The sequence below is a fragment of the Arthrobacter sp. zg-Y820 genome (genome assembly GCF_030142155.1).
GTDB lineage: Bacteria > Actinomycetota > Actinomycetes > Actinomycetales > Micrococcaceae > Arthrobacter_B.
This window is the reverse complement of sequence record NZ_CP126247.1, coordinates 1,190,615-1,209,985: the sequence shown is the minus strand read 5'-3', so window position 1 is coordinate 1,209,985 and position 19,371 is coordinate 1,190,615. Positions and strand designations below refer to the sequence as shown.

The following is a 19,371-nucleotide window of genomic DNA, read 5'->3' as shown; positions in this document are numbered from 1 at the left end:
GCCCCGCCGCACACGCCGGCGGCGCCGATTCCGGACCGGTCCGCCCATCCTAGAGCCCCAGCTCCCTGGCAATCAGCATCAGCTGGACCTCGGTGGTGCCCTCGCCCACCTCCAGGATCTTCGAATCCCGGTAGTGGCGGGCCACCCGGAACTCGTTCATGAAGCCGTAGCCGCCGAAAATCTGCGTGGCGTCGCGGGCGTTGTCCATCGCGGCCTCACCGGCCACCAGCTTCGCCATGGCAGCCTGCGTCTTGAACGGCTTGCCCGCCAGCATCCGGGCCGCGGCGTCGTAGTACGCCAGGCGGGCAGTGTGCGCGCGGGTCTGCATCCGGGCGATCTTAAAGGAGATGGCCTGGTTGGTGCCGATGGCGGCGCCGAAGGCCTGGCGTTCCTTGGCGTAGCGCAGGGCCTCCTCGACGCAGCCCTGCGCCGCTCCCGTGGCCAGGGCTGCGATGGCGATGCGGCCCTCGTCGAGGATCTGCAGGAAGTTGGCGAATCCGCGTCCCTCGGCGCCCAGCAGGTTGGCCTCCGGCACCCGGACGTTGTCCAGGGTGAGCGGATGGGTGTCCGAGGCGTTCCAGCCCACCTTGTTGTACGCCTTTTCAGCGGTGAACCCCGGGGTGTCGGCGGGCACCAGGAAGGTGGAAATCTGCTTCTTGGTGGTGGTGCCGCCGCTGCCGTCCGGCACTTCGGCGGTTCCGGTGACCGCCGTGACGGTGACCAGCGCGGTGATGTCGGTGCCGGAGTTGGTGATGAATTCCTTGGTGCCGTTGATGACCCACTGCCCGTCCTCGCGGTGCGCGCGGGTCCGGGTGCCGCCGGCATCGGAGCCGGCTTCGCTTTCGGTCAGCCCGAAACCGGCGAGCGCCGTGCCGGAGGCGAGCATCGGCAGCCACTGCTGTTTCTGTTCCTCCGTGCCGAACCGGTAGACGGGCATGGCGCCCAGCGAGACGCCCGCCTCCAGGGTGATCGCCACCGATTGGTCCACCCGGGCCAGCTGCTCCAGTGCCAGGGCCAGCGCGAAGTAGTCTCCGCCCATGCCGCCGTACTCCTCCGGAAACGGCAGCCCGAACAGGCCCATCTCCCCCATCTGCGCGACCACCTTGTAGGGGAAGCTGTGCTCGGCGTCGTGCTGGGCGGACACCGGTGCGACGACGGTGTCCGCGAATTCGCGGACCGTGTCCACCAGGTCCTGATGGTCAGCGCTGAGTTCAAAGTCCGGCATGTCCTGCTCCTTCAGACGGTGTTGCATCGGATTCGGGCGTTGCATCGGGGTCCGGCGTCACTACGGCCAGCACCTGGTCAGCCTTGACCAGGTCTCCCGGGGAAAGGCTCAGGGCAACGGTGCCGGCCACGGGAGCGACGAGCTGGTGTTCCATCTTCATGGCTTCCACGCTGAGCAGCGGCTGGCCCGCGGTGACCCGGTCGCCGTCGGCCACCGCCACCGCCACCACGGTGCCGGGCATCGGCGAGCGCAGCACCGGGTCGGCGGCGCCCTCGGCCCGGCCGGCCGCGGCACGGGCAGCGGCCAGCAGCTCGGCCCGGGTCCGCAGCCGCAGCGCGGCAGTGTAGCCGGCGTCCGCGATCCACACGGTGCATTCCCCCGTGCGCTCCCCCGTGCGCTCCCCCGGTGCCCCGGACACCGGAACCACGGTCAGCGGGTGCACGACGCCGTCGAGTGTCACCAGGGCGCGGTCCCCGTCCCGCAGCAGCGAGGCCCGGCGGTCCGGTCCCCCGTTGACGCTGACGGTTTTCCCGCCCCGGACGCTTCGGACGGTCACGACGTCGTCGGACGCCTGCGGTGAGGCGGCGGCGAAGACGAGGCTCAGCGGCCGGGGCGCACCGATCCGCCACCCGTCGGCGCGCCGCCAGGGCGACGGTTCCGTGCCGGAGGTTTCCGGGTCCGCCAGGTCCTCCGCCTGCAGCAGTGCCGCGGCGGCCAGTTCCGCTTCGGAGGGGCTGCGGAACGCCAGCTCGGGAAGCCTGCGCTCGATCAGGGTGGTGTCCAGCCGGCCGGCCCGAACCTCCGGATCGTTGATCAGCAGGCGCAGGTATTCGATGTTGGTGCCGATGCCCAGGATGAGTGTCCGTGCCAGCGCGGCGTCCAGCCGGTCCAGCGCGGTGTTCCGGTCCGGGCCCCAGGCGATGATCTTGGCGAGCATCGGGTCGTAGCTGGAGGACGCCGCGAGGCCCGGCAGCAGGGAGGAGTCCACCCGGATTCCCTCCCCGGTGGGCTCGTGCAGGATGAGCACCTGCCCCGACGTGGGCAGGAAGTCGCGGGCGGGATTTTCCGCGTAGACCCGGGCCTCCACGGCATGGCCAACCAGGCGGACATCGGACTGGGCGAGCTGCAGCTTTTCCCCGGCGGCGATGCGGATCTGCTCCTCCACCAGGTCCAGTCCGGTGACCATCTCCGTCACGGGATGCTCCACCTGCAGCCGGGTGTTCATCTCCATGAAGAAGAACTCCCCGGGCGACGCGTCGGAGACCAGGAACTCCACCGTTCCGGCCCCGGTGTAGTCCACCGACCGGGCCGCCTCGCAGGCCGCCTCGCCGATCCGGGCGCGGGTGGCCTCGTCCAGGAGCACTGACGGTGCTTCCTCGATGACTTTCTGGTGCCGGCGCTGCAAGGAGCACTCCCGTTCCCCCAGGTGGATGACGTTGCCGTGCGTGTCCGCCAAGATCTGCACCTCGATGTGCCGCGGCACCGCGATCAGCCGTTCCAGGAAGAGGGTGTCGTCGCCGAAGGCCGACGCCGCGACCCGGCGGGCGGTGGGCAGCACGGCGGGCAGGTCCTGCGGGCGGTCCACCGCGTGCATCCCCTTGCCGCCACCGCCGGCGGAGGGCTTGATCAGCAGCGGAAAGCCCACGGCGGCGGCGGCTTCGATCAGCTGCTCATCGGTCAAACCGGGTTCGGCGATGCCGGGCACCACGGGCACCCCGTGCGAGGAGACATGGTTTTTGGAGCAGATCTTGTCCCCCATCAGCTCCAGCGCCCGCACCCCGGGGCCGATGAAGACAATGCCCGCCGCGTCCAGGGCGCGGGCAAAGTCGGCGCTTTCGCTGAGGAAGCCGTAGCCCGGGTGCACGGCCTGCGCCCCGGACAGCCGGCAGGCGGCGAGGATGGCGTCAATGTTGAGGTAGCTCTCCCGGGGCGCGGCCGGACCCAGCCGCACCGCGACGTCCGCCTCGCGCACATGCCGGGCGCCGGCGTCGTCGTCGCTGTAGACCGCGGCCGAGCGGATCCCCAGCCGGCGCAGGGTCGCAATGATGCGGCAGGCGATTTCGCCGCGGTTGGCCACCAGCACGGTGTCGAAAAGAGCAGCGGTCATTTCTGCCTCACATCCGGAACAGGCCGAAGGAGGTCTCCGGCAGCGGGGCGTTGGCGCACACGTCCAGGGCCAGGCCCAAAACGGTGCGGGTGTCCGCCGGGTCGATGACGCCGTCGTCCCACAGCCGGGCCGTGGAGTAGTACGGGCTGCCCTGGGCCTCGTAGGTGTCGCGGATGGGCGCCCTGAACGCCTCTTCGGCGTCGGCGCTCCAGTCCTCGCCGCGGGCTTCGAGCTGGTCGCGCTTGACCGTGGCCAGGACCGAGGAGGCCTGGGCCCCGCCCATCACGGAGATCCGCGCCGCGGGCCACATCCAGAGGAAGCGCGGGCTGTACGCCCGGCCGCACATGGAGTAGTTACCGGCGCCGAAGGATCCGCCCACGATCACTGTCAGCTTCGGCACCCGGGCGGTGGCCACGGCAGTGACCATCTTGGCGCCGTTCTTGGCGATGCCGCCGGCCTCATAGTCCCGGCCCACCATGAAGCCGGAGATGTTCTGCAGGAAGATCAGCGGAATGCCGCGCTGGTCGCAGAGCTCAATGAAATGGGCTCCCTTGAGCGCGGATTCGGAGAACAGGACGCCGTTGTTCGCGACGATGCCCACCCGGTGGCCGTGCAGCCGGGCGAAGCCGGTGACCAGGGTGGCGCCGTACTCCTTCTTGAATTCGGCAAATTCGCTGCCGTCCACCAGCCGGGCGATCAGCTCGCGCACGTCGTACGGGGTCTGCAGGTCAGCGGGCACGGTGCCGTAGATTTCCTCCGCGGCGTACGACGGCGGCCGGCCGGGCAGCGGCTGCCAGGCCGGGGCGGACTCGGGAAAGGTCTCCACGATGGTCCGGACGATCTCCAGGGCGTGCGCATCGTTCTCCGCCAGATGGTCGGTGACGCCGCTGATCCGTGAGTGCAGGTCTCCTCCGCCCAGCTCCTCGGCGGTGACGATTTCCCCGATGGCTGCCTTCACCAGCGGCGGGCCGCCCAGGAAGATGGTGCCCTGGTTGCGCACAATCACGGTTTCGTCGCTCATGGCCGGAACATAGGCGCCGCCGGCGGTGCAGGAGCCCAGCACGGCGGCGATCTGCGGAATTTTCCGGGCCGACATCTGCGCCTGGTTGAAGAAGATCCGGCCGAAGTGCTCCCGGTCCGGAAAGACGTCGTCCTGCCGGGGCAGGAAGGCGCCGCCGGAGTCCACCAGGTAGATGCACGGCAGCCGGTTTTCCAGCGCGATTTCCTGCGCCCGCAGGTGCTTCTTGACCGTCATCGGATAGTAGGTGCCGCCCTTGACGGTGGCGTCGTTGGACAGCACCATGACATGCCGGCCCTGGACCAGCCCGATGCCGGCGATCAGACCGGCGCCGGGGCACTCGTCGTCGTACATGCCGGTGGCGGCCAGCGGTGAGATCTCCAGGAAGGGGCTGCCCTCGTCGAGCAGCCGGTCCACGCGTTCGCGCGGCAGCAGCTTGCCGCGGGCCGTGTGCCGTTCCCGGGACCGTTCCGGCCCGCCGAGTGCGGCGTCGGCGAGGCGCTTGCGCAGTTCGCCGGCCAGCGCGCTCTGGGCGGCGGCATTGCGGGTGTACTCGGGTGATGCAGGATCCAGCCGGGCAACAAGGGTCTCCATTGACGTCTCTTTTCTCGGCGGGCTGCCGCCGACGGGATCCGAAGGCCAATCCAGTTAATGATTGCTAACTCAAATCAGGTTATTGGTTATTAACTCAGCTGTCCACCACAATGGAAGCTGCTCGTGGAATAAAAACTGCCGGAAAGGTTTGCATGGACGCAGCGAAAAAAGAAGCACCGGCAGCCCCGCCCCACCGGGAAAGGCCGCAGCCGGCCGCGCGCGCAACCGGACGCAGCCTGGCCAAGGCTTCCCGCCGGGCCGCAATGCTCGGCGCCGCCGCGAGCCTCTTCGCCGAACGCGGCTACAAGGGCGTCTCCATTGAGGAACTCGGCGCAGCCGCCGGAGTCAGCGGCCCTGCGGTGTACCGGCATTTCAGCGGAAAGCCCGCTGTCCTTTCGGCCCTGCTGGTCGGGGTGAGCGAAGACCTGCTCGACGGCGGAAAGGCCGTGGTCACGGAATCCACCACGGCTGATGCGGCACTGCGCGGACTGGTGGAGTTCCATGTGGACTTCGCCTTGCACCAGTCCGATGTCATCCGGGTTCAGGACCGCGATCTGAACAGCCTGCCCGAGGACGACAAACGCGCAGTGCGGACGCTTCAGCGCCAGTACGTGGAGGTGTGGGTTGACGCCCTCTCCGCCCTGCATCCGGATTGCAGCCTCCCGCTGCTGCGCCACCGTGCGCAGGCGGTCTTCGGACTGATCAACTCCACATCCCATACCCTGCACGGAAATATGAAGGCCCGCGAGACGGCACGGCTGCGGTCGCTGCTCGAAACAATGGCGTGGGCCGCCCTGAATGCCTAGTAACCTGAACCAAACCCCTCGAGCAGAAAGACCTGCTGTGATTGAGCTTCGTGCCGTAGTTCCCGCCGATTTGGATGAGTTCTTTTCCCATCAGCTGGATCCAAGCGCCAACCAAATGGCCGCTTTTGCCGCCAAAAACCCCTCTGACCGCGGTGTGTTTGATCACCACTGGCAGAACATCCTGAATGATCCCACCATTACGGTGCGCACGATCGTGGCCGACGGCGACGTGGTCGGCAGCATCCTGGCATACCGCGAAGGCGGCGTTCCGGAGATCAGCTACTGGGTGGACACCGCCCGCTGGGGCCAGGGCATCACCACCGCCGCAGTGGGACAGTTCCTGGAGGAATTCTCCGAACGCCCCATCCGCGCCCGGGCCGTGGCCGACAACGCCAGTTCCATTGCAATTCTGGAGAAATACGGCTTCACCGTGGTGGGCGAGACGCAGGGCTTCGCGAACGCCCGCGGCGCCGTGGTGCGCGAACTTGAGCTTGAGCTGAGCTAGCCGAGCCAACAACTGAACAAGTCAGGCGAAACCCGCTGCACCGAACATCGGCTGCAGCGGGTTTCGTCTTAGACCAGGGCGAGCGCCATGGCCGGCTCGGCCAGGATCATTCCCACCTCGCTGAGGAACCGGGCGCCCTGTTCGCCGTCCACCAGCCGGTGGTCGAAGGACAGGCTCAGGGTCATCACCTGGCGGAGGGCAACAGCGCCTTCGTAGGCCCAGGGCTGTTCGCGGACAGCGCCGAGCGCCAGAATCGCCGCCTCGCCCGGATTCAGGATGGGCGTTCCGGCATCGACCCCGAAGGCCCCCACGTTGGAAATCGAGAAGGTTCCGCCCGCGAGGTCCGCCGGAGTGGTCTTGCCGGCCCGCGCCGTCTGCGCCAGGGTTCCCAGCGCCGCAGCCAGCTCGCGAAGCCCCAGCGCCGCAGCGTCCTTGACGTTGGGAACCATCAGTCCGCGCGGCGTGGCGGCTGCGATGCCCAGGTTCACGTAGCGGTACTGCACAATCTCCCGGGCCGCCTCATCCCAGCGGGAATTCAGCGACGGATGCCGCTGGAGTGCGAGGCAGACCGCCTTGGCGGCCAGCGTCAGCGGCGTCAGCTTCAGGCCGTCGAACGCCTGCTGCCGGCGCAGCCGTGCCAGCAGATCAATCGACGGAGTCACATCAACGGTCAGGAAAACGGTCACGTGCGGCGCCGTGAACGCGCTGGCCACCATGGCGGCGGCCGTGTGCTTGCGCATTCCGGCGATCGGAATCCGCTCCTCCCTCGCGTCCGGGGCACTGTGGGACGGCGCCGTTCCAACGCCCGACGACGACGGCGCCATCGGTTGGTACTCGCGCGCCGGCTCCGGCTGCGGGTCCCGGCTGCCCTGCTGGTTTTGGCTGCCCGGCTGCTGAACCTGACTGCCCGGCTGCGCGGTGGATTCCGCGGCGCCGGTGACATCCGCGCGGATGATCAGCCCGTCGGGGCCGGTTCCCTGCAGCTGTTCCAGATCGATGCCCAGATCCCGGGCCAGTTTCCGGACCGGAGGCGTTGACCGCGGACGTTCCTGCGATTCCTGGCCGGACGGCGCAGCAGCCTTCCGGGTTTCGGGAGCCTCCGGCTGCCCGGCGGCTGCGGCAGGAGCGGATGTGGCAGGAGCGGCGGGAGCGGTGATCCAGCGCCGCCGGGCCGGACGCCCGGCCTTCTCCGGGACGGCACCGTAGCCCACCAGGTTGGGCGTGCGCTTCAGGGACTCGCCCGGAACCGGCAGCGCACCAGCGGACAGGAGGCCTTCGGCCGTGCCGGCCGTACCGGCCGTTCCGCCGGCGGCCGTCCCGCCGACAGCAGGACCGTCCGGCTCTCCCCCGACATCAAAGGACACGATGGGCGCGCCGACCTCCACCACGGAGCCGGCCGCTTCATGGAGCCGGGCCACGGTGCCCGCATACGGTGAGGGCAGCTCCACCACGGCTTTCGCGGTTTCAACTTCGGCGATGACCTGGTTCAGGGTGACGCTGTCCCCCACGGCCACGTGCCAGGAAACGATCTCCGACTCGGTCAGCCCCTCGCCCAAATCCGGCAGCCGGAATTCCCGGATCACAGACCCGCTCCTTCCAGCGCCGTTGCCGAGGTGCTGTGCGCAGCCGGGAAGTTGCTGAGCGAGTTGGGACGGCGCAGTGCGCGGTCCACGCCGTCGAGGATCCGGTCCAGGTCCGGCAGGTGGTGGTGTTCCAGCTTGGAGGGCGGATACGGAATGTCGAAGCCGGTGACCCGCACGGGTGCGTGCTCCAGATAGTCGAAGCAGCGTTCGGTGATGCTGGCGGAGATTTCAGCGCCGACGCCGCCGGATTTTCCGGCCTCGTGGGTGATCACCAGGCGCCCGGTCTTGCGGACCGACGCTTCGACCGTGGCATAGTCCACCGGTGACAGCGAGCGCAGGTCGATCACCTCCACGGACACCCCTTCATCGGACGCGGCAATCGCGGCGTCGGCGGCGGTCATCACCAGCGGCCCGTACGTCACCAGCGTGACGTCGGTGCCCTCGGCGACGACGCGGGCCCGGCCCAGCGGCAGCGCTCCGTCGAGGGTTTCCTGCACCTCGCCCTTGACGTGGTAGCGGCGCTTGGGCTCGAAATACAGCACGGGGTCATCACTCGCAATGGCCTGCCGGATCATCGTGTAGGCATCCTGCGGGTTGGACACGCTCACCACCCGCAGCCCGGAGGTATGGGTGAAGTAGGCTTCCGGGGACTCCGAGTGGTGTTCGGGCGAACCGATGCCTCCGCCGAACGGCACCCGGATGGTCAGCGGCATGTTCACGGCGCCGCGGGTGCGGTAGTGCATCTTCGCCACCTGGGAGACGATCTGGTCGAAGGCCGGATAGATGAATCCGTCGAACTGGATTTCCACCACGGGCCGGTACCCGCGGAAGGCGAGCCCGACGGCGGTGCCCATGATGCCGGATTCGGCCAGCGGGGTGTCTATCACCCGGGTGGCGCCGAAGTCCTTTTTCAATCCGTCAGTGATGCGGAAGACTCCGCCGAGGGTGCCGATGTCCTCCCCCATCAGGACCACTTTGGGATCGGCGTCCATTGCGGCGCGCAGCCCGGTGTTGATCGCCCGGCCCAAGGTCATGGTGCTCATGCCCGGTCCCCCGCTTCCCGAGGACCCGTGGAAGCGGAACCCACCGGGTCGGTGCCGTGCACCTGAACCGGGTGGCCGGCGTCGTCCGCCGTGCCGTACATCGCCAGGTAGCGCGCGTATTCCTCCTGCTGGTTCTCCAGCCAGGAGTTCGGCTCGGCGTACACATGCGCAAAAATGTCCAGGGCCGGCGGCGGGGGCATCGAGATGCAGGAGGAGCGGAGCTCGGCGGCCACGGCGTCGGCACGGGCGGCGACGGCGGTGCCGAACTCATCGGTAAACAGGCCCTCGGCGCGGAGCAGGGCCTCGACCCTGCTGATCGGATCCTTGGCCCGCCACTCTTCCAGTTCCGCGGCATCGCGGTAGCGGGTGGGATCATCCGCGGTGGTGTGCGGGCCCATCCGGTAGGTGACGGCCTCGATGAAGCTGGGGCCTCCCCCGCTGCGCGCCCGGTCCAGGGCTTCCCTGGTCACGGCCATGACGGCCAGGACATCGTTGCCGTCCACCCGGACGGAGGGGATCCCGAAGCCCGGAGCCCGGTTCGCGATTGGCACCTGGGCCTGCAGCCCCACGGGCTCGGAAATGGCCCACTGGTTGTTGGAGCAGAAGAACACGACGGGCGCGTGGAAGCTGGCGGCGAAGACCATGGCCTCGTTGACGTCGCCCTGGCTGGTGGCGCCGTCGCCGAAGTAGGTGATGACGGCGTCGTCGGTCCCGTCGGTCACCACGCCCATGCCGTAGCCGGCGGCGTGCAGCGCCTGGGCGCCGATGATCACCTGGGCGGGGGCCATGTTCACCGTGGCGGGATCCCAGCCGGCCGCCGCGTTGCCGCGCCACACCCGCATCAGGGATTCGGGGTCGACGCCGCGGCACCACGCCACGCCGTTCTCCCGGTAACTGCCGAACACGAAGTCGCTGTCCCGGAGGGTGCGGGCGGAGCCGATCTGCGCTGCTTCCTGGCCCAGCAGCGGCGGCCAGAGACCCAGCTCGCCCTGGCGCTGCAGCGCGGTGGCCTCGGTGTCGATCCGGCGGATCACCACCATGTCCTCGTAGAGGCTGCGCAACTGGTCCGGGTCGACGTCCTCCACCCAATGATCGTAGGAGGAGGCCACGCGGGAACCGTCGGGACGGACCAGCTGGACGTAGGGGCCGGCTGCGGTGGCGCCGGTCTCGTGCGGTGGGCGAACAGGAGTATGCAGAGACACGTTGGTACGCATCCTTCCGTGTTGGGCCCCCGGGGTGGCGGGGCCGAACCGATGCCCGGGCACCCTTGCCCGGCTACCTGTGACCCTACTCACACCAAACATGCGGCACAACCATGAGGCGTACAGCTGAGCATTGTGCCCTATCAACAGCAATTCCACCGTGCTAATCTTTCGCACTATGCGCCCCCTGGACAGGACCGATACCCGGCTGCTCCTCGCTTTGGCCCGCGATCCGCAGCGAACGGTGGTGGCCTTGGCCGGAGTCCTGGGCATCTCCCGCAACACGGTGCAGGCCCGGCTGGGGCAGCTGGAGAAGAAGCTGGTGTTCCTGCCCTTCGAGCGCCGGATCAGCCCGGCTGCGCTGGGCTACCCGCTGATGGCCTTTGCCCGCGTGCACGTCCAGCAGCAGCGGCTGGCCGAGATCACGTCGGAACTCGCCCTGATCCCCGAGGTGGTGGAGGCGCACGGGCTGACCGGGGACGCGGACATCCTGCTGCGCGTGGTGGCCGCCGACGCCGAGGATCTGTTCCGGGTCGCCAAGATTGTCCTGGCCGTCTCCGGCGTCGAGCGCTGTGACACCAACCTGGCCATCGGCGAGCTCATCCCGTTCCGGGTTTCTCCCCTGCTGGAACGCGACGGGACCGCCGGCACAGACTGAAGCGCGAAATGGCAGAAGGTGCGTCTCTCAGACCTGAGAGACGCACCTTCTGCCATTTCGGCGGGGAGCGGGAACCGGCTGGTGCGGACTAGTGGTCCACGGCCTTCTCTGCGCCGACGCCGGTGAGCGAGCGGACTTCCATCTCCGCCTGCTTCTGCGGCGATTCGTCGTCCTTGCCCACCACGGTTCCCAGCCAGCCCAGGAAGAAGGCGAGCGGGATGGAGACCAGGCCCGGGTTGCTCAGCGGGAAGACCGAGATGTCGATGGCGGAAACCATTGACGTTTCGGACCCGGAGAACACCGGCGAGAGCAGGATCAGCAGGATGGCCGAGCCGAGTCCGCCGTACATGCTCCAGATGGCGCCCTGGGTGTTGAAGCGGCGCCAGTACAGCGAGTACAGGATGGTCGGCAGGTTGGCGCTGGCCGCCACCGCGAAGGCCAGGGCCACCAGGAAGGCAACGTTCTGCCCCTGCGCCCCGATGCCGCCGAGGATGGAGACGACGCCGATCACGATTACCGTGCGGCGGGCCACCTTGACCTCACCGTCGGCATCCACCTTGCCCTTGCGGATGACGTTGGCGTAAATGTCATGGGCGAAGGAAGCGGCAGCCGTGATGGTCAGGCCGGCAACAACGGCCAGGATGGTCGCGAAGGCCACCGCGGAGATCAGTCCCAGCAGGACCGGGCCGCCCAGGGCGAAGGCCAGCAGCGGAGCCGCGGAGTTCACGCCGCCCGGAGCCGAGGTGATGGTCTCCTTCGGGATCAGCGCAGCAGCGCCGTAGCCCAGGATCAGGGTGAACAGGTAGAAGATGCCGATCAGCCAGATGGCCCAGACCACTGAGCGCCGGGCTTCCTTGGCGGTGGGAACGGTGTAGAAGCGCATCAGCACGTGCGGCAGGGCCGCGGTGCCGAGCACCAGGGCCATGCCCAGCGAGATGAAGTCCAGCCTGGAGGTGTCGGTCTTGCCGTACTGCAGGCCCGGGTTCAGGAGTTCGGGGTTGCCGGACATTTCAACGGCGCTGCCGAGCAGCTCGGAGAGGTTGAAGCCGTGCAGGGCCAGGACCCAGACCGTCATGATGGCAGCGCCGGCAATAAGCAGGACGGCCTTGATGATCTGCACCCAGGTGGTGCCCTTCATGCCGCCGATCAGTACGTAAATGATCATCAGGCCGCCGACGACGGTAATGACCAGGGACTGGCCGATCTTGCCGTCGATGCCCATCAGCAGCGAGACGAGTCCGCCGGCGCCGGCCATCTGGGCCAGCAGGTAGAAGAAGCAGACCGCCAGGGTGGTGATGGCCGCGGCAATGCGGACCGGGCGCTGCTTCAGCCGGAACGAGAGGACGTCGGCCATGGTGAACTTGCCGGTGTTGCGCAGCATTTCCGCCACCAGCAGCAGGGCCACCAGCCAGGCGACCAGGAAGCCGATGGAGTACAGGAAGCCGTCATAGCCGTTGATGGCAATGGCGCCGACGATGCCCAGGAAGGAAGCGGCCGAGAGGTAGTCGCCGGCGATGGCAGTGCCGTTCTGCGGGCCGGTGAAGGACCGGCCGGCGGCGTAATAGTCAGCCGCGGTCTTGTTGTTGCGGCTGGCCCGCAGCACGACCACCAGGGTGACTGCCACGAAAAGCCCGAAGATGAGCATGTTCAGCCAGCCGGTTTCCTTGACGGCCTCGGCGGTCACCTCAGTGGCAGCCACAATGTTGACGGTGCTCATTTGCTCTCCTCCGGACGCCGGACGCCCTTGGCCTCAAGTTTCTCGCGCAGGCCCGCAGCGATGGGGTCCATCCGGCGGTTGGCGTAGCTGACGTACCACATGGTGATGCCGAAGGTGCTGACGAACTGGAGCAGGCCCAGGATCAGCCCGACGTTGATGTTGCCCCAGACCGGGGTGGACATGAAGTCGTGGGCGTAGTCGGCCAGGAGCACGTAGGCGAAGTACCACAGCAGGAACACCAGGGCCATCGGGAAAATAAAGCTGCGCTGGCGTTTGCGCAGCTCCTGCAGTTCGGGTGATTTTTGGACCTCAGTGAAGTCCACCGGTGCAGCGGCATGCGCACCGGTTCCTTGGGGCTTTTGTGAAGCCATCGCTCCTCCTTGAGTTGGGCTCGTCCGCACGCCGCTGCCCGCCGTTGACCGGTCGGGCCGGCTTCGGACACCACACACGCACAAACTGTGATCCCCATCACCCTGCTATGGACGGCTCCGTGGCACCAGTTTCGACACCCGCGCCTCGCCGAGCGGTCATTCCCCTGCGGTAAACGGTGCCCCGCGCCCGCCGTCGGGCGCTGCCGCTAGGGTAGTGGGATGTTCAGCCCCGCCGTCGACATTGCCATGGTGTGCACCATCGCCGTTCTTACCGTGGCCCTGGTGGCAGCCCTGGGACACCGCCTGAGCCGGTCCCAGCGCGACCTGGGATCCGACCGGGAACGGGCCGTCTACTCGGCCCTCCACACCGCGAGCCTGGCGTCGCGCCACCTGCGCGCCGGCCTCACCCCCTCGGGCGCCAGCAAGGCCGGGCGCCACCTCCGGGCACTGCTCGGCTGCGACACCCTGGCACTGGCCGATGCCGCGGCGGTCCTGGCCTGGGAGGGATCGCTGCCGGACACGCCCCGCTCCCGCGCCCGGCTGCTCGAGGCCTCCCGCACGGTCCTGGACAGCGGGCGGACCAAGGTGTTCCGCGGCGCTTCACTGCGTTCCCTGGGGCTCGACGACGACGGCGGACGCGAGTTGCTGGTGTGCCCGCTGCAGGTCAACCGGAAAACGGTGGGCACCCTTGCCGTTTTCACGCCCTCGGTCAGCGCCGGCCTGGTCCGGGCGGCCAACGACGTCGCCGCCTGGGTGGCCGCGCAGATCGAGCTGGCCGAGCTGGACACATCCCGCACCATGCTGATGGAGGCCGAGGTCCGCGCCCTGCGCGCCCAGATCAGCCCGCACTTCATCTACAACTCCCTCAACGCCATCGCCTCGTACATCACGACGGATCCGGTGCGGGCCCGGGAACTGGTGGTCGAGTTCGCCGACTTCACCCGCTACACCTTCCGGCGCAGCGGCAACTTCACCACTGTGGCCGAGGAGCTGCAGGCCATCGACCGGTACCTGCTGCTGGAGCGGGCACGCTTCGGCGACCGCCTGAAGATCAGCCTGCAGATCGGCCCCGAGGTCCTGGGCACCGTCATTCCGTTCCTTTCGCTGCAGCCGCTGGTCGAAAACTCGGTGCGGCACGGGCTGGAAGCCGCCGACGGCGAGGGCCACATCACCATCACGGCCGCCGACGCCGGCGCGCAGGCCGTCATCACTGTCGAGGACAACGGTGCGGGCATGGATCCCGAATATCTGCGCGCCGTGCTGGCCGGCCACGCGGAAGGCGACCATGTGGGCCTGCGGAACGTCGACGTCCGGCTGCGCCAGGTCTACGGTGAGGACCACGGGCTGATCATTGACACCGCTCCGGGCGCCGGAACCCTGATCACCATGCACATACCCAAGTCGCAGCCGGGACACCGCACCTGAGTCTTGTAACCTGATTCACATGTCAGCATCAGGTAAACCGGCTTCCCGGCAGATCTCCGTGGTGGTGGTCGACGACGAGCTGCCCGCCGTGAACGAGCTGGCCTTCCTGCTTGGCCGGGACGCCCGGGTGGGCGAGGTGCACCGGGCATCCAGCGGCGCCCAGGCCCTGCTCGCCATCGAAGGAAATTCAGTGGACGCGGTGTTCCTGGACATCCACATGCCGGCAATGTCAGGGCTGGACATCGCCCGCGTCCTGGGCAGCCGGGAGCGCCCGCCGGCCCTCGTGTTCGTGACCGCCGACGAGGAACAGGCCCTCGCGGCCTTCGACCTGGCGGCCGTGGATTACCTACTGAAGCCCGTCCGCCCGGAACGGCTGGCCGAATCAGTCCGGCGCATCTGCGACCTCGCCGCCGAGGCGGCCGACAGCGACGGCGACAGCGACGTCGTCACCGTGGTCCAGGGCGGCACCACCCGCCTGATCCGCCGCGACGACATCCGGTACGTGCAGGCGCAGGGCGACTACGCCCGGCTGCACACCGCCGAGTCCTCCTACCTGATCCGGGTTCCGCTGACGGACCTGGAGGAGCAGTGGGCGGAGGCGGGCTTTGTCCGCATCCACCGCTCCTATTTGGTGTCCCGCTCGCACATCCGGCAGGTGCGGGTGGCCGGCGGCCGCGCCAGCATCAGCGTCGGCACGGCGGAGCTGCCCGTCAGCCGCCGGCACCTGCCCGGGGTGCGCAGCACGCTCGCCGCCAACCGGATCCGGCCCCGCGCATGAGCCCCGATGCTGGCCAGGCGGCGGCATCACCGGACGCCGCGCCGGCGGCCGGACCGGCGGCCGCGGGGCAGGAACGGGTGCGGGTCACCGCCCCGCGCACCGCTCCGGCTTCCGCGGACCCCTACACCGTGTCGCGGGAGCTGGATGAGCAGACCGAGGTGGGTGAGCTGTTCATTGGCTCCCTGATCCGCTCCCAGCTGCGCCTGGCCCTGGTGGTCACCGGTGGCTTCCTGCTGATCCTGCTGGGCGTTCCGGTACTCCTGGCGTTCCTGCCGGTCATCGCCACCCTCACGCTGTTCACCGTTCCGGCGCCCTGGATCCTGCTGGGCGTCGGCGTCTATCCCCTGGTCATCATCTGCGGTGCCCTGTATGTGCGCAGCGCCGACCGCAACGAACAGCGCTTCCTGGACCTGGTCGATGATGCCTAGCTCCGAGGTGCCGGCATGAACCCGGTCGCCGGCTACGCCGCACTGGCCGCCGTCACCGCCGCCACGCTGCTGATCGGCGTGTACGGGCTGCGCATCTCCCGGACCACCGGAGATTTCTATGTGGCCTCCCGGACCGTGCGGCCGTGGTGGAATGCCTCGGCGATCGGCGGGGAATACCTGTCCGCCGCCAGCTTCCTGGGAGTGGCCGGGCTGATCCTCGTGTCCGGCGTGGACGCCCTGTGGTTTCCCATCGGCTACACGGCCGGCTACCTGATGCTGCTGCTCTTCGTGGCCGCTCCCCTGCGCCGGTCCGGCGCGTACACCATCCCGGATTTCGCGGAGGCCCGGCTGGAATCCCTGGCCGTCCGCCGGGTCACCGGCCTGCTGGTGATCGCCGTCGGCTGGCTGTACATCGTGCCGCAGCTGCACGGGGCGGCGCTGACCATCGGCATCACCACCGGGCTGCCGGGCTGGGTGGGCTCGGTGGCCGTGGTGGTGGTCGTCTGCCTGAACGTGGTCACCGGCGGTATGCGGTCCATCACCTTTGTGCAGGCTTTCCAGTACTGGCTCAAGCTCGTGGCCATTGCCGTGCCGGTGCTCTTCGTGCTGTTTCGGCTCTCCCGGGAGGGCCTGCCCTGGACCGACGGCGGCGCGGTGTTCGCCGCGGCGCTGAACCCCGAGACCAGCGCCTCCCTGTACCGGAACATCTCGCTGAGCATTGCGCTGCTCTGCGGAACCCTCGGCCTGCCGCACGTGCTGGTGCGGTTCTACACAAATCCGGACGGCGCCTCGGCCCGGCGGACCACATTGATTGTGCTGGGGCTGCTGTCGCTGTTTTACATCTTTCCCATCATCTACGGCGTGCTGGGCCGCATCTACACGCCCGAGCTGGCCGCCGGAGGAGCGGACTCGACGGTCCTGCTGCTGCCCGGGCGGGTGTTCGACGGAGCACTGGGTGATTTGCTCTCGGCGCTCGTGACGGCCGGAGCCTTCGCCGCCTTCCTGTCCACCACCGGCGGGCTGGTGGTCTCCCTGGCCGGCGTCGTCAGCCAGCAGTTCTTCCGCGGCAGCGTGGGCGGGTTCCGGCTCTCAGCCGTCCTGGCCGCCGTCGTGCCCCTGGGCCTGGCGCTGCTGACGAGCTCGCAGGCGCTGGCCGGCAGTGTGGGCATGGTGTTCGCTTTCACCGCCTCGACGCTCTGTCCGCTGCTGGTGCTCGGCATCTGGTGGCGGGGGCTCACCTCCCGGGGCGCGGTGTCCGGAATGGTGACCGGCGCGGTGCTGTGCGGCGGCGCGATGGTCGCCGGCGGCGTGTTGGCCACCGCAGGAAAGAGTTCGCCGGCGTGGCTGGAACTGCCCGCCGCGTGGACCGTGCCGGCCGCCTTTGCGGTGACGGTGGCCGTGTCCCGGCTGTGGCCGGGCCTGGCGCCGGCCGGGGCCGCCAAGATCCTGGCCCGGCTGCACACACCGGAACGGCGGCGCTGAGCCGGCGGCGTCGAGCGGTCCGGCGCTGAGCCGGGGCCGTCGAGCCGTACTTAGTCGATCGAGGCCATGAGCTCGACAACGCGGTCCAGGAACGCGTCCACCTGGGTTTCCTCGTAGCCCTCGGCGCCCTTGGCTTCGCGGAAGACCGCGCGGCGGACCACGTCCACGCTCAGCGGCTTGTCGTTCTCGAAGTAGTCCAGCAGTTCATTGCAGAGCGCGTCCACGTCTTCAACGTTGTAGCTGGGCACCTTGCGCTTGCTGGGGCGGCGGAACCGTTCACCGGGCTTGCGGTGCAGCCGGGCACGCAAAACGGCGGAGCTGCGGCCAATCTGCAGCAGCCAGGCTTCTTCGCCCTTGTCCTGGATGAGCTGGTCTCTTTCACGCTGGGCAAAAACGTCTTCCAGCCGGTCCAGTGCGGCGTCAACGGCCTGCGGTTCGTAGCCGGCCTTGGCCGGGTCAAACGCCATCGAACGGACGTTGCGGCTGGTGATGGCCTTCGTGGACGTGCTTTCGGAGTTGTAGTAGCTGCGCGCCTTTGCCAGGAACTCATCAACCTGGCGCGTGTTGTAGCCGTATTCCCGTCGCCCCACACGCTCAAAAGGGGCGTTGGCCTGCCGCGCTTCGTCCATGTCTAAATTGTTCCTCTGTGGTCATGCCGCTTTGTGCCGAGACTCTTTGGAAAACCTGTGCATATCTTACGTTGTCGCTTGTCCGGCTCCGGTTCGGCATGACCAAGGCACTGTTCCGCCGCTCCGCCGCCCGCTGAAGGTGCTCCGGGCGACCCCGCCCGCTAGGCTCGAGCCAGCAGCACCGAGAGCATGAACACCACGGGTGAGGCAAAGACCACCGAATCCAGCCGGTCCATGATTCCGCCGTGTCCGGGCAGCAGATTGGACATGTCCTTGACGCCAAGCTCCCGCTTGATCATGGACTCCGAGAAGTCGCCGGCCGTGGCTGCGGCAACGGTGGCTACAGCCAGCACGAGGCCAAACCACCACGGCTGGTCCAGGAAGAAGATGGCCGCCACGATCCCGACAACTGTGGCGCCTGCCGCCGACCCGGCGAACCCCTCCCAGGATTTCTTGGGGCTGATCTTCGGCGCCATGGGGTGCTTGCCGAAGATGGCTCCCACCATGTAGCCGAAGGTGTCGTTGGATACCACCAGGAGCAGCAGGACAGCGACGCCGATCTGACCGTCGGGTTCGCCCAGCAGGAGCAGCGCAAAGCTCAGCAGGAACGGCACCCACAGCACCACGAAGATGCCGGCGAAGATGCTGCGGACCGCGTCTTCGGCGGTATCAATCGCCCGCCAGAGCAGGATCGCCACCACCGTCGCCACGAGGGCAAAAGCCAGTGATTCGCTGCCGCCGAAATACGCCGCGAACGGCAGCGCCACGGTGCCCACAAGCACCGGAACCAGCGGCACCTTGATTCCGCGCACTTCCAGGGCACGGCTGACTTCCCACACGCCGACGGCGGCAAACACCGTGGCAATGGCAACGATCGCAAAGGGGAAGAACAGCAGGCCGGCCAGAAGCGCACCAAGCAGGGTGACGCCGACGGCGATGGCCGCCGGCAGGTTCCGGCCGGCCTTCGAAGGCTTGGCCGGCGCCTTGGGCGTTCCGGTCACGCGGGAAAAGCGCCGGGACGCTGTTCCCTTCCGGGCAGGCCCGGCTCCGTCGGTTGCACTCATATCCGTGGCCTTTGCTGCCGGATCAGTCTCAAGGGACGTACCGCCAGCCTTGCTGGGAGGCTGGTCGTTCGTCATCAGACCTCGAGCAGCTCGGCTTCCTTGCGCTTGAGCAGATCGTCGATGGCCTCGGTGTGGGCCTTCGTCTGCGCGTCGAGGTCCTTTTCGGCGCGGGCGCCGTCGTCCTCGCCGATCTCGCCGTCCTTGACCAGGCGGTCCAGGGCATCCTTGGCCTTGCGGCGGATGTTCCGGACCGAGACCTTGGCATCCTCGCCCTTGGTCTTCACGATCTTGACGTATTCCTTGCGGCGGTCCTGCGTCAGCTCGGGCATGATCACGCGGATGACCTTGCCGTCGTTGGAGGGGTTCGCGCCGACCTCGGAATCGCTCAGCGCGCGCTCGATGGCCCGCAGTGCGGAAACATCGTAGGGCGTGATCAGCAGGGTGCGTGCGTCCGGCGTGCCGAACGACGCGAGCTGCTGGAGCTGGGTCGGAGAACCGTAGTAGTCCACCAGGACCTTGGAGAACAGTGCGGGGGTGGCGCGGCCGGTGCGGATGGTCGCGAAGTCCTCTTTGGCTACTTCCACCGCCTTGTCCATTTTGTCGGTTGCCTCTGCCAGCGTTTCTTCAATCACGGGTGTCTCCTAACACACAAAAAATGTCCACTCAGATGGTGGCTGGGCTCTCTTATTCATCCTAAGCCAAAAGGGTCGGGGTTCCCTGCACCGAGCTCTTGCGA

The 19,371-nt window shown here is 68.2% G+C and carries 18 protein-coding genes; 7 read left to right on the top strand and 11 right to left on the bottom strand.

All coding sequences use genetic code 11. The features are described from left to right. Positions 1–49: 49 nt before the first annotated feature. From QNO08_RS05370 to QNO08_RS05360, 3 genes are read right to left on the bottom strand one after another with little or no spacing between them, the layout of a single operon-like run. The gene (locus QNO08_RS05370) at positions 50–1,225 is read right to left on the bottom strand and encodes an acyl-CoA dehydrogenase family protein (protein WP_229967488.1); all 1,176 of its coding nucleotides are present in this window, start codon (positions 1,223–1,225) and stop codon (positions 50–52) included. Continuing rightward, the gene (locus QNO08_RS05365) at positions 1,212–3,332 is read right to left on the bottom strand and encodes an acetyl/propionyl/methylcrotonyl-CoA carboxylase subunit alpha (protein WP_229967486.1); all 2,121 of its coding nucleotides are present in this window, start codon (positions 3,330–3,332) and stop codon (positions 1,212–1,214) included. Before QNO08_RS05365 ends, QNO08_RS05370 begins: the two co-directional genes overlap by 14 nt. A 7-nt stretch (positions 3,333–3,339) precedes the next feature. After that, a complete protein-coding gene (locus QNO08_RS05360) occupies positions 3,340–4,944 on the bottom strand; it encodes a carboxyl transferase domain-containing protein (RefSeq protein ID WP_229967484.1) in 1,605 nt (534 codons plus the stop codon). Between the two features lie 152 nt (positions 4,945–5,096). Between QNO08_RS05360 and QNO08_RS05355 the strand changes: the two genes are divergently transcribed. Both QNO08_RS05355 and QNO08_RS05350 read left to right on the top strand, forming a co-directional pair. Further along, positions 5,097–5,750: a TetR/AcrR family transcriptional regulator gene (locus tag QNO08_RS05355; protein ID WP_269439230.1), complete on the top strand. Its 654-nt coding sequence runs from the start codon at positions 5,097–5,099 to the stop codon at positions 5,748–5,750. Positions 5,751–5,787: 37 nt separating this feature from the next. Then, entirely contained in the window at positions 5,788–6,255 is a 468-nt protein-coding gene (locus tag QNO08_RS05350; RefSeq protein ID WP_229967482.1) for a GNAT family N-acetyltransferase, read from the top strand. Between the two features lie 68 nt (positions 6,256–6,323). On the opposite strand, the gene QNO08_RS05345 is transcribed toward QNO08_RS05350, so the two are convergent. The 3 genes from QNO08_RS05345 to pdhA are packed head-to-tail and all read right to left on the bottom strand — an operon-like array spanning position 6,324 to position 10,095. After that, a complete protein-coding gene (locus QNO08_RS05345; RefSeq protein ID WP_229967480.1) occupies positions 6,324–7,838 on the bottom strand; it encodes a dihydrolipoamide acetyltransferase family protein in 1,515 nt (504 codons plus the stop codon). Continuing rightward, positions 7,835–8,881 (bottom strand): alpha-ketoacid dehydrogenase subunit beta, encoded by a 1,047-nt coding sequence (locus QNO08_RS05340; RefSeq protein WP_229967478.1) that lies wholly within the window; start codon positions 8,879–8,881, stop codon positions 7,835–7,837. The genes QNO08_RS05345 and QNO08_RS05340 overlap by 4 nt, the downstream gene beginning before the upstream one ends. After that, positions 8,878–10,095, bottom strand: a complete 1,218-nt coding sequence (pdhA, locus tag QNO08_RS05335; protein ID WP_442860535.1) for a pyruvate dehydrogenase (acetyl-transferring) E1 component subunit alpha — start codon at positions 10,093–10,095, stop codon at positions 8,878–8,880. The genes QNO08_RS05340 and pdhA overlap by 4 nt, the downstream gene beginning before the upstream one ends. Before the next feature lie 166 nt (positions 10,096–10,261). On the opposite strand from pdhA, the gene QNO08_RS05330 reads away from it, so the two are divergent. Next, complete coding sequence (locus QNO08_RS05330; protein WP_284024254.1) at positions 10,262–10,741, top strand: Lrp/AsnC family transcriptional regulator; 480 nt, start codon at positions 10,262–10,264, stop codon at positions 10,739–10,741. Between the two features lie 88 nt (positions 10,742–10,829). Here the strand turns inward: QNO08_RS05330 and QNO08_RS05325 are convergent, their stop codons facing one another. Then, a complete protein-coding gene (locus tag QNO08_RS05325; RefSeq protein ID WP_229967474.1) occupies positions 10,830–12,458 on the bottom strand; it encodes a monocarboxylic acid transporter in 1,629 nt (542 codons plus the stop codon). Then, positions 12,455–12,829, bottom strand: a complete 375-nt coding sequence (locus tag QNO08_RS05320; protein ID WP_229967472.1) for a DUF485 domain-containing protein — start codon at positions 12,827–12,829, stop codon at positions 12,455–12,457. The genes QNO08_RS05325 and QNO08_RS05320 overlap by 4 nt, the downstream gene beginning before the upstream one ends. Positions 12,830–13,048: 219 nt before the next feature. Here QNO08_RS05320 and QNO08_RS05315 point away from each other — a divergent pair, with 219 nt between their 5' ends. Genes QNO08_RS05315 through QNO08_RS05300 form a run of 4 tightly spaced genes read left to right on the top strand, consistent with a single transcriptional unit; the run spans position 13,049 to position 16,942 of the window. After that, positions 13,049–14,254: a sensor histidine kinase gene (locus QNO08_RS05315; RefSeq protein ID WP_229967470.1), complete on the top strand. Its 1,206-nt coding sequence runs from the start codon at positions 13,049–13,051 to the stop codon at positions 14,252–14,254. Between the two features lie 19 nt (positions 14,255–14,273). Continuing rightward, positions 14,274–15,032, top strand: a complete 759-nt coding sequence (locus QNO08_RS05310) for a LytR/AlgR family response regulator transcription factor (protein WP_229967467.1) — start codon at positions 14,274–14,276, stop codon at positions 15,030–15,032. After that, on the top strand, positions 15,029–15,460 hold the full coding sequence (locus QNO08_RS05305; RefSeq protein WP_229967465.1) for a DUF485 domain-containing protein: 432 nt from the start codon (positions 15,029–15,031) through the stop codon (positions 15,458–15,460). The genes QNO08_RS05310 and QNO08_RS05305 overlap by 4 nt, the downstream gene beginning before the upstream one ends. Before the next feature lie 15 nt (positions 15,461–15,475). Beyond that, complete coding sequence (locus QNO08_RS05300; RefSeq protein WP_229967463.1) at positions 15,476–16,942, top strand: sodium/solute symporter; 1,467 nt, start codon at positions 15,476–15,478, stop codon at positions 16,940–16,942. 50 nt (positions 16,943–16,992) lie between these two features. Here QNO08_RS05300 and QNO08_RS05295 read toward each other — a convergent pair whose 3' ends face one another. The 3 genes from QNO08_RS05295 to frr form a co-directional block, all read right to left on the bottom strand. Beyond that, positions 16,993–17,571, bottom strand: coding sequence for a DivIVA domain-containing protein (locus QNO08_RS05295; protein ID WP_229967462.1), 579 nt, complete (start codon positions 17,569–17,571; stop codon positions 16,993–16,995). Between the two features lie 161 nt (positions 17,572–17,732). After that, complete coding sequence (locus QNO08_RS05290) at positions 17,733–18,635, bottom strand: phosphatidate cytidylyltransferase (RefSeq protein WP_229967460.1); 903 nt, start codon at positions 18,633–18,635, stop codon at positions 17,733–17,735. A 74-nt stretch (positions 18,636–18,709) separates the two neighbouring features. Continuing rightward, positions 18,710–19,267 carry a ribosome recycling factor gene (frr, locus tag QNO08_RS05285; RefSeq protein ID WP_229967458.1) on the bottom strand — a complete coding sequence of 186 codons (558 nt, stop codon included), beginning with the start codon at positions 19,265–19,267 and terminating at the stop codon, positions 18,710–18,712. Positions 19,268–19,371 lie beyond the last annotated feature (104 nt).